The following is a 15,774-nucleotide window of genomic DNA, read 5'->3' on the forward strand; positions in this document are numbered from 1 at the left end:
CTCGGCTGTCAGTGCGGCGTGCGAGACTCTTCGTCGTGAGCGTCATTGAGAGCCCTGCGGGCAAGCAGCCGACAGCGACGTACGACTCCGCCTTCATGAAGGCGTGCAGGCGTGAGCCGGTGCCGCACACGCCGGTGTGGTTCATGCGGCAGGCCGGGCGCTCCCTGCCGGAGTACCGCAAGGTGCGGGAGGGCATCCCGATGCTCGAGTCCTGTATGCGGCCCGAGCTGGTCACCGAGATCACCCTTCAGCCGGTGCGCAGGCACGGCGTGGACGCGGCGATCTACTTCAGCGACATCGTCGTCCCGCTCAAGGCGATCGGCATCGACCTCGACATCAAGCCCGGCGTCGGCCCGGTCGTCGAGCAGCCGATCCGCACCCGCGCCGACCTGGCCCGGCTGCGTGACCTCACCCCCGAGGACGTCGGTTACGTCACCGAGGCCATCGGCCTGCTCACGCGCGAGCTCGGCCCGACCCCGCTCATCGGTTTCGCCGGCGCACCTTTCACCCTCGCGAGCTACCTCGTAGAGGGCGGTCCGTCACGGACGTACGAGAACGCCAAGGCGATGATGTACGGCGACCCCGAGCTGTGGGCCGACCTCCTCGACCGGCTTGCCGACATCACGGCTGCCTTCCTGAAGGTCCAGATCGAGGCGGGTGCCTCGGCGGTCCAGCTGTTCGACTCCTGGGTCGGCGCGCTCGCCCCCGCCGACTACCGCCGCTCCGTCATGCCCGCCTCGTCGAAGGTGTTCCGGGCGGTCGAGGGGTACGGCGTGCCGCGCATCCACTTCGGCGTGGGCACCGGCGAGCTGCTGAAGCTCATGGGCGAGGCCGGCGCGGACGTCGTGGGCGTCGACTGGCGCGTCCCGCTGGACGAGGCCGTCCGTCGTGTCGGCCCCGGCAAGGCGCTCCAGGGCAACCTCGACCCGACCGTCCTGTTCGCCTCCACCGAAGCCGTCGAGACCAAGACGCGCGAGGTCCTCGACGCGGCGGCCGGCCTTGAGGGGCATGTCTTCAACCTCGGCCACGGCGTCATGCCGAGCACCGACCCGGACGCGCTGACCCGCCTCGTGGAGTACGTCCACACGCACACCGTCGGCTGAAGCTGCCATCACTACTGGTGCCTGGGCCGTGCCCGCCTGCCGAACAGCAGGCCGCGCGGCTCCGGTGGCGGTGGAGTGCCCGGCTTGAGCGGCCACGCGAGCAGCATGCCGGCCAGGAAGCCGACGATGTGCGCCGCGTACGCCACGGTGCCCGCGTCGGAGATGCCCTCGCCGGACGAGTACACCGCCTGGAGCACGAACCAGAAGCCCAGCACCAGCCAGGCGGGCAGCCTGAGCGGCAGGAAGATCAGGAAGGGCACGAGGACCCACACGCGGGCCTTCGGATACAGCACCAGATAGGCGCCCAGCACCCCGGCGATCGCCCCGGACGCGCCGATCAGCGGGTCTCCGGAGTCGTCGTTGAGGAGCGCGAAGCCGTACGACGCCGCGTAGCCGCAGACGGCGTAGAAGAGCGTGAACCGCACATGGCCCATGCGGTCCTCGATGTTGTTGCCGAAGATCAGCAGGAAGAGCATGTTGCCCAGCAGGTGCAGCCAGCTGCCGTGCAGGAACATCGCCGTGAGGACGCTCAGTTCCGGCGACTTGTCGTAGCTCGGCGGGCCGACCAGGCAGCCGGCTCCCTGGGGGCCGACTCCGATGTCGCCCGTCGGCACCAGCCGGGGTGTCTGGTGGTGGATCAACTCCCTTGGCACCGCCGCGTAGTGGTCCAGGAACGCCTGGAGATGGCAGAGCTGGGCCAGGCTGCTGTCGCCCGCCACGGAGCCGGCGACGCCCGGCGTGGACAGGAAGACGACCACGTTCGCGGCGATCAGCGCGTACGTCACCCAGGGGGTGCGGCGCACCGGGTTCACGTCATGGACGGGGATGACCACAAGGAATGTGTGCCCCCGATGAGGGCGGTGAATCGGTGAACGTCGCCGTGTCTGCGTGCGTATGTCTCTTCAACCGACCGCGGAATGGCGCTTCGCGGGGATGACGTGAGGAACAGGCGATGAACGACCGAGTTACTCCTCCCATTCAAGCCTTGCCCGACGGTGAGGCCGAAGTTTCCCTGGTGCTGCATCTGCCCTGGGAGGACATTGCCCGGCTCGGCCAGGAGGCGGGGCGGCTGGCGGCGCAGATGCAGCGGCCGGTGACGTTGGATGAGGCCGTGAGCCATCGGTTGCGGTCCGCGCGGGCCGCTGCGCACGCGAGGTCCTCCGGAGAGCAGCCGGCCGCGGTGGCGCCGGCGTCGGTGTCTTCGTTGCCGGCGAGGCCTCCGGCGGAGCAGGCGCGTCAGGCGATTGATCGGATCAACGGGACGGGCTGATGTTTCGGGGTGCGCCGTAGGGGTGCGGGTGCTTTGCCGGGTGCCGGTTCGTTGTGGCTTGTCGCGCAGTTCCCCGCGCCCCTTAACGGCGATGCTCTACTGCCTTTGATGCCTTGCGGGCCGCTACAAGTACCGGGTCCCAGACCGGGGAGAACGGTGGGGCGTAGCCGAGGTCCAGGGCCGTCATCTGTTCCACCGTCATTCGGGCCGTGAGGGCTACTGCTGCGATGTCCACCCTCTTGCCTGCGCCCTCCCTCCCCACGATCTGGACGCCGAGGAGGCGGCCCGTTCGGTGTTCGGCGAGCATTTTCACCGTCATGAGGTCGGTGCCGGGGTAATAGCCGGCGCGGCTGGTGGATTCGATGGTGACCGTGGTGAATCGGAGGCCTGCCCGGCGGGCGTCTTTTTCGCGTAGGCCGGTGCGGGCGATTTCCAGGTCGCAGACCTTGCTGACGGCTGTGCCCACGACGCCGGGGAAAGTGGCGTAGCCGCCGCCGACGTTGGTGCCGATGACCTGGCCGTGTTTGTTGGCGTGGGTGCCCAGGGCGATGTGACGCTCCTGGCCGGAGACCAGGTCGAGGACTTCTACGCAGTCGCCGCCGGCCCAGATGTCGGCGTGGCCGCGTACGCGCATGGAGAGGTCGGTCAGCAGGCCTCCGTGGGCGCCGAGCGGGAGGCCCGCCTGTGCTGCGAGGGTCGTCTCCGGGCGGACGCCGATGCCCAGGACGACCACGTCCGCCGGGTATTCGGCGGCCTCCGTGGCCACCGCGCGTACGTGACCGTCCTCACCGGTGAGGATCTTGGTGACCTCCGCGTTGTTGACCATGGTGATGCCGAGGCCCTCCATGGCCTCGTGCACCAGTCGCCCCATGTCCGGGTCGAGGGTGGACATGGGTTCGCTGCCGCGGTTGACGACCGTGACCTCGTAGCCGCGGTTGATGAGGGCCTCGGCCATCTCCACGCCGATGTAGCCCGCCCCGATGACCACCGCGCGTCGGCCACGCGTGCGTGCCAGCGTGTCGATGAGGGCCTGGCCGTCGTCGAGGGTCTGGACTCCGTGGACGCCGGGGGCGTCGGCGCCCGGCATGTCCGGGCGGATCGGGCGGGCGCCGGTCGCGATCACGAGTTGGTCGTACGACGTCCAGGACTCGGCGCCGGAATCGACGTCACGCGCGCGTACACGCTGCCCGGCGACGTCGATCTCCGTGACCTCGGTGCGCATGCGCAGGTCGATGGCGCGAGCGCGGTGCTCCTCGGGTGTGCGGGCGATCAGCTGGTCCCGTTCGGGGACGTCGCCGCCGACCCAGTAGGGGATGCCGCACGCCGAGTACGAGGTGAAGTGGCCGCGTTCGAAGGCCACGATCTCCAGCTCGTCCGGGCCCTTCAGACGCCGGGCCTGCGACGCCGCGGACATTCCCGCGGCGTCGCCGCCGATCACGACCAGTCGTTCCCGCGAATCCCGTGCAGTGCTCATGCTCATGCGAACACGCTACGGGGGCCGGGCACTTCAGGCCCGTCCTCAGTCCTCGTCGTTCCCCTTGGGGCGCTCCGGTGCCGGGTGGGCCGTCGGGATCGGGCCCAGCGCGCTCATCGCGGGCGCGGGGGCCTGGCGGTGCGGCAGCCGAGGGCGTACCAGGCGCAGCCACAGCAGCACGAGCAGCGCCGCCACCGCGGCGAACGGCAGCACCGCCGCGATCGCCACCCCGATCCAGCGCAGCATCGTCACGAACGCGTCCCAGCCGCCCGCCAGCGCGTCCACGAACCCCGGGTCGTCGTCCTCGACGGCCTTCTTCACCGGAGTCTCCGTGAGGGAGAGCGTGATGGTGGCCAGGCTCGTGCGGTCCTCCAGGGACACCTGCTGGGCGAGCAGGGACTCCAGGTCGGCCTGGCGGGTGCTCAACTCGCCCTCCAGGGTGACCACATCGCTGAGCTTCGTCGCCTGGTCCATCAGCTCGCGGATCCGGGCGACGCTGGCGCGCTGCGACTTGATGCGGCTCTCCACGTCGACGACCTGGTCGGTGACGTCCTGCGCCTTCGCGGTGCGGTCGAGCAGCTTGCCGGCGCCCTCCAGGTCGGTGAGCACCTCCTCGTACTGCTCGACGGGCACGCGTAGGACGACCCGAGTGCGCTCGTTGCCCTTCTCGTCCCGGTTGGTGGTCTCGTTGCCGACGTAGCCGCCCGCGTTCTCGGCGGTCGTACGGGCCTCGTCCAGGGTCTTGGGGACGTCCTTGACCTGCACGGTCAGTGAGGCGGTGCGGATGATGTGGCTCGCGGACAGCTTGGGCGGGGCGGTGGCCTTGGCGCCGCTCGCGTCGCCTTCGCTGCCCGCGGCGCCCTCCTTGAGCCCTTCGGGTGCGGCGGCCGCATCGCCGCCGCTGTCGCTGGTGGTGCCGGAGTCATCCGCTCCGGTGCAGCCCGTGAGCGCGAGGGCGGCGGCCAGCAGGATGCCGGCCAGCGCCGGAGCAGGTCGTACGGAACGTCGTGTGCGCATGTGGCACTACCCCCCGAGGGTCGGTGACGACTGACGTTCCTTCGACGCCGGGGCGGGCTGGAACGTTGGCCGGAATCGGTCCCGAAGAGGTCACGGTCGGGACTCGTGCGGGACACCGGGGCGCGGACGGACTGTCAGTGGGGTCTGAGAGGCTGTGGACATGCGCGAAGTGGAGACTCGTTCGGGTGCGGGGCAGGTCGTCGTCATCGGTGGGGGCGTCGCCGGGCTGGCCGCCGCCCACCGGCTGGTGCAGCGGGGGGCGCGGGTGACCGTCCTCGAGGCGTCGGACCGTGTCGGCGGCAAGCTGCTGCCGGGCGAGATCGCGGGCGCGCGTGTGGACTTCGGCGCCGAGTCGATGCTCGCGCGCCGCCCCGAAGCGGTGGCTCTCGCGCGGGAGGTGGGGCTCGCCGACCGCCTCAAGCCGCCCGCCACGGCGTCCGCGTCCCTCTGGACCCGCGGTGCCCTGCGCCCCATGCCCAAGGGCCACGTGATGGGTGTCCCCGGCACCGCCTCCGCCCTGACCGGCGTCCTCTCCGAGGACGGCCTGCGCCGCATCGAGCGCGACGCCGACCTGCCGCGCACCGAGGTGGGGGAGGACGTGGCGGTCGGGGCGTACGTGGCGGAGCGGCTGGGCAGAGAGGTCGTCGACCGTCTGGTGGAACCCCTGCTGGGCGGTGTCTACGCGGGTGACGCCTACCGCATCTCGATGCGTTCGGCGGTCCCGCAGCTCTTCCAGGCGGCCCGGACGCACGATTCTTTGACTGAGGCGGTCCGCGAGATCCAGGCGAAGGCGGCCGCCGCCCAGCAGACCGGGCCGGTCTTCATGGGCATCGAGGGCGGGGTGGGCCGACTGCCGCTCGCGGTGGCGGAGTCGGTGCGGGCGCGGGGCGGCGAGATCGTGACGGGGGCGCCGGTCACGGAGTTGCGCCGGGAGCCCTCCGGGAGGTGGCGGATCGTCGCCGGTGACCGCGTGCTGCACGCCGATGCGGTGGTCGTCGCCGTGCCCGCCCCCGCCGCGGCCGGCCTCCTGCGGGCCGAGGCCCCCACCGCCGCGGCCGAGCTCTCCGCCGTCGAGTACGCCTCCATGGCGCTGGTCACCCTCGCCTACCGCCGCACCGGGACCGCGCTCCCCGAAGGCAGCGGGTTCCTCGTGCCGCCGGTCGACGGGCGCACCATCAAGGCGTCGACGTTCGCCTCGCAGAAGTGGGGCTGGATCGCCGACGAGAACCCGGACCTCGTCGTCCTGCGCACCTCCGTCGGGCGGTACGGCGAGACCGAGATCCTCCAGCGGACGGACGCCGACCTGGTGGACGTCTCGCGGCACGATCTGAAGGCGGCGACCGGTCTCGACGCGACCCCCGTCGAGACCCGCGTCACCCGCTGGGACGACGGCCTGCCCCAGTACCCCGTCGGCCACCACGCGCGCGTGACCCGCATCCGCGAGCACATCGCCAAGCTGCCGGGCCTCGCGGTGTGCGGAGCGCAGTACGACGGCGTCGGCATCCCGGCGTGCATCGCGAGCGCGTACGCGGCGGTGGACCAGATCCACGGTGACCTGCAATGAAAAGGGGCAGCGCGCAGCGCTTCGGTCAAGGGTGGTGGCGGGCGACGGGTGGGCGGAAGACCTCACCGCACACCCGGTGCAGAGTCTGCACGGCGGAGCGGGAGAATGAGGGACATGAGTGACGACGCCTCCACCACCGAGTCCGCCAGGGTCCCGAACAAGGGCAAGCTGGCCAAGGACCTCAACGAGGTCATCCGCTACACGCTCTGGTCCGTCTTCAAGCTGAAGGACGTCCTCCCCGAGGACCGCGCGGGCTACGCCGACGAGGTCCAGGAGCTGTTCGACCAGCTCGCCGCGAAGGACGTGACCATCCGCGGCACGTACGACGTGTCGGGCCTGCGCGCCGACGCCGACCTCATGATCTGGTGGCACGCGGAGACCAGCGACCAGCTCCAGGAGGCGTACAACCTCTTCCGCCGCACCAGGCTGGGCCGCGCCCTCGAGCCGGTCTGGTCGAACATGGCGCTGCACCGCCCCGCCGAGTTCAACCGCTCGCACATCCCGGCGTTCCTCGCCGACGAGACGCCGCGCAACTACATCAGCGTCTACCCCTTCGTGCGCTCCTACGACTGGTACCTGCTGCCCGACGAGGACCGCCGCCGCATGCTCGCCGACCACGGCAAGATGGCCCGCGGCTACCCGGACGTGCGCGCCAACACCGTCGCCTCGTTCACCCTCGGCGACTACGAGTGGATCCTCGCCTTCGAGGCCGACGAGCTGTACCGCATCGTCGACCTCATGCGCCACCTGCGCGCGTCGGAGGCCCGGATGCACGTCCGCGAGGAGGTGCCGTTCTACACCGGGCGCCGCAAGTCGGTGACCGAGCTGGTGGCCGGGCTGGCCTAGGCGGACTTGTTGACGTCCGGTGCCGTTCCGCGCCCCGTAAGGGGCGCGGGAGCGCCCAGCCCCCGACTGCCGGCAGATGCATGACCGCCTGATCGCGGAGCGCCGGGCTTGGGCTCCGGATGGGCATCACAGGCCGCGTCCGCGCGCCGCAGCGGCAGCCGGCCCTCCAGCAGGTAGGCGTCGACGTGGCCGTTGACGCAGGCGTTCGGCCCGCCCGCGATGCCGTGCGTGCCGGAGTCCTCCTCGGTCACCAGCACCGAGCCCGACAGCCGCCCGCGCAGTTCGAGTGCGCCGCGGTACGGCGTGGCGGCGTCCCGCTCGGCGGCCAGGATCAGGGTCGGCGGCAGCTCACCCGGTCCGGTGCGGACATCGAGGGGCTCCTGCCGCGGCACCGGCCAGTAGGCGCACGGCAGGTTGAGCCACACGTTGTCCCACGTCTCGAAGGGCGCCTTCCACGCGAGCCGGGTGTTGTCCCGGTCCCACACCCTGAAGTCCGTCGGCCAGGGCCCGTCGTTGCACTCGACGGCCGTGTAGACGGCGCCCGAGTTCTCCTCCTCGGCCGCCGCCTCCGCCTGTGGCCCGGCGATGTCGATCAGCGGCTTCGGATCGCCCTTGAGATACGCCGACAGGGCCTGCGCGCGGCCCGGCCAGTAGTCGTCGTAGTACCCGGCCATGAGAAACGCGTCCTGCAACTGCCCGGGCCCCACCTTCCCGCCCGCCGGTTCGGCGGCCAGCCGCGTCCGCGCCTTCTCGAAGCTGCGCAGCACGTCCTCAGGGGTCTCGCCGAGGCCGTACACGTCGTCGTGCTTGGCGATCCACTCCCGCAGATCCTCCCAGCGACCCTCGAACGCGGCCGACTGGTCGAGGTTGTTGCGGTACCAGATCTGCTCCGGGGCCGGGTTCACCGGCCCGTCGAACACCATGCGCCGTACGTGCGTGGGGAACAGCGTCGCGTACAGCGCCCCGAAGTAGGTCCCGTACGACGCGCCCATGAACGTCAGCTTCTTCTCGCCCAGCGCCGCCCGCAGGACGTCCAGGTCACGGGCGTTGTTGAGGGAGTGGTAGTGCTTCAGCGCACCGCCCGAACGCTTGGCGCAACCGCGCGCATACGCTTTGGCCTGCGCGATGCGCTCCTTCTTGTACGCCGGAGAGGGATACGTCGGTGACTGCGAGGGCGCCTTGGAGAACTGCTTCGGGTCCTGGCAGGACAGCGGCGCGGACCGGCCGACCCCGCGCGGGGCGTAGCCGACGAGGTCGTACGCCGCGGCGATGCGCTTCCACTCGGGGAGCATGCCGATCAGCGGGAAGTACATGCCCGTGGCGCCCGGTCCGCCCGGGTTGTAGACCAGGGCGCCCTGCCGGGGCACCTTGCGCTTGCTGTTGCGGGGGTCCTTGCGGGTCGCCGGCACGCGGCTGACGGTGAGTTCGATCTGCTTGCCGTTCGGCTGCGCGTAGTCGAGGGGGACGGTCACCGTGCCGCACTGCATGCGGCCCGGCAGGTCCTGGCCCTCGGCGCAGGCGCCGAAGTCGATCCCGGCCGCCTCGGCGCGCGTGGCGGCCACCGTGGTGCCGTGCAGCTCGGACGCGCCCGGAGCGGCCTCCGCCCCGCCGGCCGGCGGGGCGGTGACACCGGCAAGGGCTGTCAGGAGCAAGGACCCGGCGGCCAAATGGAGGGCGGGGGCTCTCATCGCGTATCCCTTCGGTGCACGGCAGCAACAAAGGGGATGTTTCGGTCGCGGGTTGGGGAAGGCAAGCACCGCCCGCCGGTGTCGGCGTCATTGCGCCCTATGCGCCCCCTGACGTGTCAGTGGCGCCAGTACGGATCATGGGCCCGGAAGGCCGCACGCAGGTCGGGTTCGCCGATCGCGCGCACCCCGAGTACGGCGACGGAGGTGAGGTCCGTACGGTCGCCGCCGCCTGCGTGCCGGGCCAGGGCGCCCAGCAGGTGCTGCCCGGCCGGGGAGGCCCAGCGGGAGCACGGGTGGATTTCGATCCGCGCGATCGCCAGGCAGCTCAGGGTGAGGGTGAGGGGGAGTGCGAACCAGAGGGCGACCAGGTTGCGCGGCAGCTCCGACGGGGCCGGCGTCAGCAGCGCCGCGGCGCCCAGCGCGAGGACGGCCACCGCGGCGAGCTGCACCTTGCGGACCGCGGCCCCGACGGACGTACGGGAGCCGACGGGTACGGCGAGGCCCGCGCTGACGAGCCGGTCGGCGAGGCTGCCGACCGCGTCGGCGGCGGCCGCGGCGTCCCGTACCGGGGCGATGGGCGACTGCCCCTCCGGCCCGATGGCCCCTATCACCGTCCGCTCCATCTCGTCCCGCCCGCGCGGGTCGACGACCGTCGCCCAGCCCGTGTGGGCGAGCAGCAGCCGGTGCTGGCGGGCCATGGACACCAGGGTCAGATCGGCGACCCGGCGGGGGCCACCGGACAGGAACGCCGCCTCGTACAGCGTCAGGTCGTGCCCCCGGCCCGCTGCGGCATCGGCGTCCGCGGCCGCCGTACGTACCGCGGCCAGGCACAACCGGGTGCACGACGTGCCGGCGGCGGCCCAGGCCAGCAGCAGGAGGACGACCCAGAACATGGCCCCATTCTGGGGCTGAACCGCCCCCGCTTTCGCGGACTTGGTTGTTCGCGGTGGGGGTTCCTCAATCAATGGTTGCGGTTTTGGGGCGTTTTCCTCAGGTACCGCCTGGAATCTCCGGCGGAGGCGGGCTGGCGACGGGCGGCGGGAGAGGGTACGTCGGGGACGGTGGCGGAGTGACCGGGATCGCCGGGCCCGGGTCGGTGGTGGGGCCGGGCGGGGCCGGGGGGCGGGTGAGCGGGGGAGTGCTGCCGGCGGCCATGTCCCGGGCCAGGCCGTCGAAGTCGACGTAGCCCGTGGCCTCCAGCACCTTGATGTGGTCCAGCACGGTGGTGTTCGCGTCGTCGGCGAGTGCGCGGACCAGTGAGTTGCGGGTGCTTGCGCGGACCTGGGCGACGACGGAGAAGACCTTGCCGTGCGCCAGGCGCAGGATGTTCGCGAACTCGCGGTCGTACGTCACTCCCTGGGCCGCGCTGAGCGTGGCGAGCCACTCCTGCTGCTGGCCGCTGGGCTCGTTGGGCAGCGCGAGCCCGAGCCTGGACGCGACGTCGCGGACCCGTTCGTCGAGGAAGACATGGCCGTCGATCAGGTGCTGTCCCGCCGTGCGTACCGCCGGGGTGGTGCCCTTCTGCTGGGCCTGCCGGCCCGCGGGCAGCTCCCACAGGCCCGCCAGCCGGACCTTCGTGATGAACTCGCGGTCGAGCCCCGACAGCGGACCGAACTTCGTCGACATCGTCTGGGCGTTGAGTACGTCCACGCCGGTTCCGGAACGGTCGGCGTACGACCAGATCGGGAAGATCAGCGCCGCGAGGGTCGCTGCCAGTCCGGTGATGATCAGCCCGGTGCCGGTGAATATGCCTCGGCCGTTGATCGGGGGTCGCGGTCGCATGGTGCCTCCTGCTTGCGGCACCGCACGCTAGTGCGCTTTCGGGTGCGGCGTTGGCATGTTACTTCGCGGTCTACGCCGACTGCGGCAGGGGCAAGCAGGGTTGGGGCGTGGGTGATGGGCGCCGTATGCGGGATTTAGGCGGTTGGCATACAGGGGTAAAGGTGGGCAAAGCCAGAGTTCCGGGAGTGTGTTGGGGGTGGGGTGTTATGTCCCGCACATTTGGCGGGAGTCCGCGTCTGCTGGGCCGGCGGCAGGTGTGGTGGCCCCGCTCAGCGGCGTAGCAGCACCTTGCGGGTCGCGCGGGCCAGGCGGGCTGCGGGGCGGTGGGAGTGCGGGGTCGGGCCTGAGCGTTCCTGGCGCCACTCGTGGAGCTCTCGTCGCGCTGCCGCGTCCTCGGGCCGCTCCCCGTCCAGCAGATGCCCCGCGAAGTCCAGTGCGTCCTGGCGGTAGCCGCCCGTCATCGGGTGGCCCTGGGCGTAGGCGAGGAAGGCGGGGCGGTATCCCTTGCCGAGGATGTGCGGGAGTTCCGGCGCGACCTTTGCCACGACGTCCGCGCGCTTTCCGGTGAGGGCCCGTGCCTGTACGCCCAGCCGGACCCGGTCGAAGCCTTCGGGGACGGGCGTGCCGGCGATCAGGGCGGACAGGAGCGCCGTCTGCGCGAGGGCGAGGCGCTGGCGGGCGGCGGTCGTGTCGGCGGGAGGCTCGGCGGCGGAGCCTTGCGGCGCCTTGGAGGGGCTGCTCGTCGAGGACTCCCGAGTCGCCCGCCCCCTCTCCAGCGCCCCCTGAATCGCCTCCAACTCCCGCTCCAGCTCGGCCGGTTGGGGGAAGTTCTCGTCCCTTTCCAGCAGGACGCCGGGAGGCGAGACGCGGGAGGCGAGGTCGGTCAGGATGTCGAGGACCGCGGCGGGGACCGGATGGGCGTGGCTGTCGTGCCAGACGCCGTCGCGTTCGAAGCCGCCCGCGACATGGACGTAGGCGATGGCCTCCAGGGGGAGTTCGGCGAGGGCCTTGGCCGGGTCCTCGGCGCGGTTGACGTGGTTGGTGTGCAGGTTGGCCACGTCGATCAGGAGCCGTACGCCGGTGCGGTCGGCGAGGTCGTACAGGAACTGGCCCTCGGTCATCTCCTCGCCGGGCCACGCGATGAGCGCCGCGATGTTCTCCACGGCGAGCGGTACGGGCAGCGCGTCCTGGGCGATACGGATGTTCTCGCAGAGGACGTCGAGGGAGTCCCTCGTGCGCGGTACGGGCAGCAGGTGGCCCGCCTCCAGGCGAGGGGACGCGGTCAGGGAGCCGCCCGCCCGTACGAACGCGATGTGCTCGGTGACCAGCGGGGAGCCCAGCGCCTCGGCGCGCTCGGCGAGAGCCGTGAGGCGGGACCCGTCGGGGCGGTCGGCGCCGCCGAGGCCGAGGGAGACGCCGTGCGGGACGACGGTCACGCCGCGCTCGCGCAGCCGCAGCAGCGACTCGGGAAGATGGCCGGGGCATACGTTCTCGGCCACGGCCTCGACCCAGTCGATACCCGGCATGCGCTCCACGGCGTCCGCGATCTCCGGCCGCCACCCGATTCCCGTCCCCAGTCGCTCCATCGTCCCCTCCTCCGCCCGGTGTCACCTGGCTCCGCCGCGTCGTCTCCTTCGACGTGCCGCCGCTGTGTGACGGGGGTATGGCCCCGGCGTGCCCGCCCGAACCGCGCTCCGGGCGCCTTCAGAGCAACATTTGAGGTTCGGGGAGGGGCGGACGTGGACGGGAGGCTGCCGACGCCGGGATGTACGGGCGGGAAGCGGCCGGTGTTCAACCGCGGGGACGAAGGCCCGGATCCTTCAGCACTTCACGGCGGCGGGGACGGGCCCGCCCTTCAGCGCTTGACGGCCACGCCTCCGAAGCTGTCCACGTCCCGCCGCTCGTCCGCGGCCGACGGGCCGGAGCGCCACTCGGCGACCGGGACCAGACCGGGCTCCAGCAGGTCGAAGCCGTCGAAGAAGCGGGCCAGCTGCTCGGGGGCCCGGTTGATCCGCGGGTTGTCGCTCGCCTCGTTCCAGCGCCCGACCATCGCCCGCATCTCGTCCGCGTGGAACACCTCGGTGCTGTCGCAGAACACCAGGTGGCTCCCGGCGGGGAGGGCCTCCTTGAGCCGTTCCACGATCGGGTAGGCGGTGTCGTCCGGCACGTGCGCGACGATGCCGAGCAGCATGAGCGCGACGGGCCGGCCGAAGTCGAGCGTGCGCTCGGCGCCACGCAGGATGGACTCCGGGTCGCGCAGGTCGGCGTCGATGTAGTCGGTGGCGCCGTCGTGTGTGCTGGTGAGCAGGGCGTGGGCGTGGGTGAGCACGACGGGATCGTGGTCGACGTACACGATCCTCGATTCGGGGGCGATGCCCTGGGCGACCTCGTGGGTGTTGTCGAGGGTGGGCAGACCGGTGCCGACGTCGAGGAACTGCCGTATCCCGGCCTCCGCGGCCAGATACGTGACCGCGCGTTTGAGGAACCCCCGCTGGGCGCGTGCGATGTCGACGATCTCGGGGTTGAGCTCACGCATCTGGTCGCCGACCTGCCGGTCGATCTCGTAGCAGTCCTTCCCGCCCAGCCAGTAGTTCCAGATGCGTGCGGAGTGCGGCACATTGCTGTTGATCGGCGGACGGTCGACTGACATGACAACTCCCGGACATACCCTCGGCGTTGCGCGTTCCCAGCGGCGCGGGTCTCACGGTAGCCCGATGATCCGCGCCGGGCGAAGGAGGGGGACGACAAGGCCGTACGACTTGATAGGCAAGCCGTCACTTGCCTATGGTGGTGGTCATGTCGGAGGATCTCTTCAAGGCGCTGGCCGACCCCACCCGTCGACGCATCCTCGATGAGCTGGTGGAACGGGACGGGCAGACCCTGTTCGAGATATGCACCCGGCTGGTGACCAAGCACGGTCTGGGGCTGTCCCGCCAGGCGGTCAGCCAGCACCTGGCCGTACTGGAATCCGCGGGTCTGGTCCGTTCACGGCGCGAGGGCCGCTACAAGTTCCACGATCTGAACACCCAACCGCTTGAGCTCATCGTGACCCGATGGCTCAGGCCCGGCACAGCCGAGACACCGGAGGACACATCATGAGGATCCACCTGACCAGCGCCTTCGTCGACGACCAGGAAAAGGCCCTGCTCTTCTACACCGACGTGCTCGGGTTCCGGAAGAAGCACGACGTCCCGCTGGGCGACGACCGGTGGCTGACCGTGGTCTCGCCGGAGGAGCCCGACGGGACCGAACTGCTCCTGGAGCCCTCCCGTCACCCCGTGGTGAAGGCGTACAAGGACGGGCTGGCCGCGGACGGCATCCCGGCCGTCTCCTTCGCCGTGGACGACGTACAGGCGGAGTTCGAGCGGCTGCGCGGGCTCGGGGTGCGGTTCACGCAGGAGCCGCTGGAGATGGGCACGGTCACCACTGCGGTTCTGGACGACACCTGCGGCAACCTGATCCAGATCGTGCACAGCAAGTAAGGCGCCGGCCGTGGTGTCGGCGGTCAGGCAGAGTCAGTGGGAAGTACGGGACCGGACCGCGCCGAACCACTCGGGCAGCCGGCTCTCCAGGTCCTGCTGATCCTCGCCGACCCAGGCCACATGGCCGTCCGGCCGCAGCAGCACCGCGGGCGCGTCCAGTTCCTCGCCGGCGTCGACGACGTGGTCGACCCGGTCTTCCCAGCCCGCCACCGAAAGCCGGCCGGTCCCGTCGAGCAGCAGCCCGCGGCCGCCGTGCATCAGCTCGTAGAGGCGGCCCCGCTTCAGCTTCACGTCCCGCAGCCGCCGGCCGAGCAGTTCGTGGCCCTCGCCGAGGTCGTAGCGGACATCGACCGCGGTGACCATCCCGGTCATGTACCGGTTCACCTCCTCGAAGTCCATCAGCGTCGACAACAGCTCCCGCAGTGCGGCCACGCCCGGACCGGTCCCCAGCAGGGTCATCTGCGCGCGGGTGTTGTCCAGCACGCGGGCGCCCACCGGGTGCCGTTCGGTGTGGTAGCTGTCCAGCAGCCCCTCCGGCGCCCAGCCCTCCACCGCGGCGGCCAGTTTCCAGCCCAGGTTGAACGCGTCCTGGATGCCGAGGTTGAGCCCCTGCCCACCGGTCGGCGGGTGGATGTGCGCCGCGTCGCCGGCCAGCAGCACGCGGCCGACCCGGTAGCGCTCGGCCTGCCGGGTGGCGTTGCCGAACCGGGAGAGAAAGCGCGGCGAGTGCACACCGAAGTCGGTACCGGCGTACGCCCGCAGCTGCTGCTTGAACTCATCAAGGGTCGGCGCGGCCGCACGGTCCTCGGCCACACCGTCGGCAGGCACGCCGACGCGGTACGTCCCGTCCCCGTTGGGGATGGTGCCGAAGCGCAGCTGGGTCTTGCGGACCTCCGCGACGACGGCGGCGACCGTCTCCGGATCCTCGGACATCTCCATGTCACCGAGCAGCGTCTCGACCGTGGAGGGCTCGCCGGGGAAACCGACGCCGAGCAGTTTGCGCACCAGGCTGCGGCCACCGTCGCACCCGACGAGGTAGCGCGAGCGCAGGCGCGTGCCGTCCGCCAGCTCGACGGTGGCCCCGGCCCCGGCCTCGTCGTCGGATTGGTCCACCCCGACCACTTCGCGGCCGTACCGGATCTCGGCACCGAGTTCGAGCGCACGCTCCTTGAGCAGCCGCTCGGTGACCGGTTGCAGAGTGGACAGGCCGTAGGGGTGAGCCGTGTCCAGCCGGTCGGGCCACGGCTTGTGGATGCCGCCGAAGAAACCGCCGACCTGGAACTTCTCACTGACCGCGAGGAACCGGTCCAGCAGGCCGCGCTGGTCCATCAACTCGACGCTGCGCGCGTGCAGGCCGCGCCCCCGGGACTCCTTGGTCGGCTCCGTCAACTTCTCCAGCACGACCACGTGCACGTCGTGCAGCCGCAGTTCGCAGGCGAGCATCAAGCCGGTCGGCCCACCGCCGACCACGATCACGTCAGTCATCGAAACCCCCAATACGCCAACGACAGCGCACGCAATGCGCGAACACGCGATTCCCGCAGGTCC

At 71.2% G+C, this 15,774-nt stretch carries 14 protein-coding genes and 1 pseudogene; 6 read left to right on the forward strand and 9 right to left on the reverse strand.

What is annotated here, in order from left to right; all coding sequences use genetic code 11:
* Positions 1-35: 35 nt before the first annotated feature.
* Positions 36-1,103 carry a uroporphyrinogen decarboxylase gene (gene hemE / locus KCH87_RS04250; RefSeq protein ID WP_210584238.1) on the forward strand — a complete coding sequence of 356 codons (1,068 nt, stop codon included), beginning with the start codon at positions 36-38 and terminating at the stop codon, positions 1,101-1,103.
* 11 nt (positions 1,104-1,114) lie between these two features.
* Here hemE and KCH87_RS04255 read toward each other — a convergent pair whose 3' ends face one another.
* Complete coding sequence (locus KCH87_RS04255) at positions 1,115-1,936, reverse strand: rhomboid family intramembrane serine protease (protein WP_210584240.1); 822 nt, start codon at positions 1,934-1,936, stop codon at positions 1,115-1,117.
* A gap of 119 nt (positions 1,937-2,055) precedes the next feature.
* Between KCH87_RS04255 and KCH87_RS04260 the strand changes: the two genes are divergently transcribed.
* Positions 2,056-2,373, forward strand: a complete 318-nt coding sequence (locus KCH87_RS04260; RefSeq protein ID WP_210584242.1) for a hypothetical protein — start codon at positions 2,056-2,058, stop codon at positions 2,371-2,373.
* An 82-nt stretch (positions 2,374-2,455) separates the two neighbouring features.
* Here KCH87_RS04260 and KCH87_RS04265 read toward each other — a convergent pair whose 3' ends face one another.
* On the reverse strand, positions 2,456-3,853 hold the full coding sequence (locus tag KCH87_RS04265) for an FAD-dependent oxidoreductase (protein WP_210584243.1): 1,398 nt from the start codon (positions 3,851-3,853) through the stop codon (positions 2,456-2,458).
* Between the two features lie 39 nt (positions 3,854-3,892).
* Positions 3,893-4,864 (reverse strand): DUF4349 domain-containing protein, encoded by a 972-nt coding sequence (locus KCH87_RS04270; RefSeq protein WP_210584244.1) that lies wholly within the window; start codon positions 4,862-4,864, stop codon positions 3,893-3,895.
* Between the two features lie 160 nt (positions 4,865-5,024).
* On the opposite strand from KCH87_RS04270, the pseudogene hemG reads away from it, so the two are divergent.
* Positions 5,025-6,537: pseudogene (gene hemG / locus KCH87_RS04275) on the forward strand (protoporphyrinogen oxidase).
* Positions 6,538-6,542: 5 nt separating this feature from the next.
* A complete protein-coding gene (hemQ, locus tag KCH87_RS04280; protein ID WP_210584246.1) occupies positions 6,543-7,274 on the forward strand; it encodes a hydrogen peroxide-dependent heme synthase in 732 nt (243 codons plus the stop codon).
* Here hemQ and KCH87_RS04285 read toward each other — a convergent pair.
* The 5 genes from KCH87_RS04285 to KCH87_RS04305 form a co-directional block, all read right to left on the reverse strand.
* Positions 7,271-8,962: an alpha/beta hydrolase gene (locus tag KCH87_RS04285; RefSeq protein WP_210584247.1), complete on the reverse strand. Its 1,692-nt coding sequence runs from the start codon at positions 8,960-8,962 to the stop codon at positions 7,271-7,273. The two genes, hemQ and KCH87_RS04285, sit on opposite strands and share 4 nt — an antisense overlap.
* Positions 8,963-9,078: 116 nt before the next feature.
* Positions 9,079-9,855, reverse strand: a complete 777-nt coding sequence (locus KCH87_RS04290; protein ID WP_210584249.1) for a TIGR04222 domain-containing membrane protein — start codon at positions 9,853-9,855, stop codon at positions 9,079-9,081.
* Positions 9,856-9,952: 97 nt separating this feature from the next.
* Positions 9,953-10,744: a DUF4142 domain-containing protein gene (locus KCH87_RS04295; protein ID WP_210584251.1), complete on the reverse strand. Its 792-nt coding sequence runs from the start codon at positions 10,742-10,744 to the stop codon at positions 9,953-9,955.
* 269 nt (positions 10,745-11,013) lie between these two features.
* A complete protein-coding gene (locus KCH87_RS04300; RefSeq protein ID WP_210584253.1) occupies positions 11,014-12,330 on the reverse strand; it encodes a DUF692 domain-containing protein in 1,317 nt (438 codons plus the stop codon).
* 269 nt (positions 12,331-12,599) lie between these two features.
* A complete protein-coding gene (locus tag KCH87_RS04305; protein ID WP_210584255.1) occupies positions 12,600-13,394 on the reverse strand; it encodes an SAM-dependent methyltransferase in 795 nt (264 codons plus the stop codon).
* Positions 13,395-13,540: 146 nt separating this feature from the next.
* Between KCH87_RS04305 and KCH87_RS04310 the strand changes: the two genes are divergently transcribed.
* Both KCH87_RS04310 and KCH87_RS04315 read left to right on the forward strand, forming a co-directional pair.
* Positions 13,541-13,843 carry a helix-turn-helix transcriptional regulator gene (locus tag KCH87_RS04310; protein WP_210584257.1) on the forward strand — a complete coding sequence of 101 codons (303 nt, stop codon included), beginning with the start codon at positions 13,541-13,543 and terminating at the stop codon, positions 13,841-13,843.
* Complete coding sequence (locus KCH87_RS04315; protein WP_210584258.1) at positions 13,840-14,226, forward strand: VOC family protein; 387 nt, start codon at positions 13,840-13,842, stop codon at positions 14,224-14,226. The genes KCH87_RS04310 and KCH87_RS04315 overlap by 4 nt, the downstream gene beginning before the upstream one ends.
* A 33-nt stretch (positions 14,227-14,259) precedes the next feature.
* Here the strand turns inward: KCH87_RS04315 and rox are convergent, their stop codons facing one another.
* Positions 14,260-15,711, reverse strand: coding sequence for a rifampin monooxygenase (gene rox / locus KCH87_RS04320; protein ID WP_210584260.1), 1,452 nt, complete (start codon positions 15,709-15,711; stop codon positions 14,260-14,262).
* Positions 15,712-15,774 lie beyond the last annotated feature (63 nt).

The sequence above is a fragment of the Streptomyces sp. GESEQ-35 genome (assembly GCF_017948485.1).
Taxonomy (GTDB): domain Bacteria; phylum Actinomycetota; class Actinomycetes; order Streptomycetales; family Streptomycetaceae; genus Streptomyces.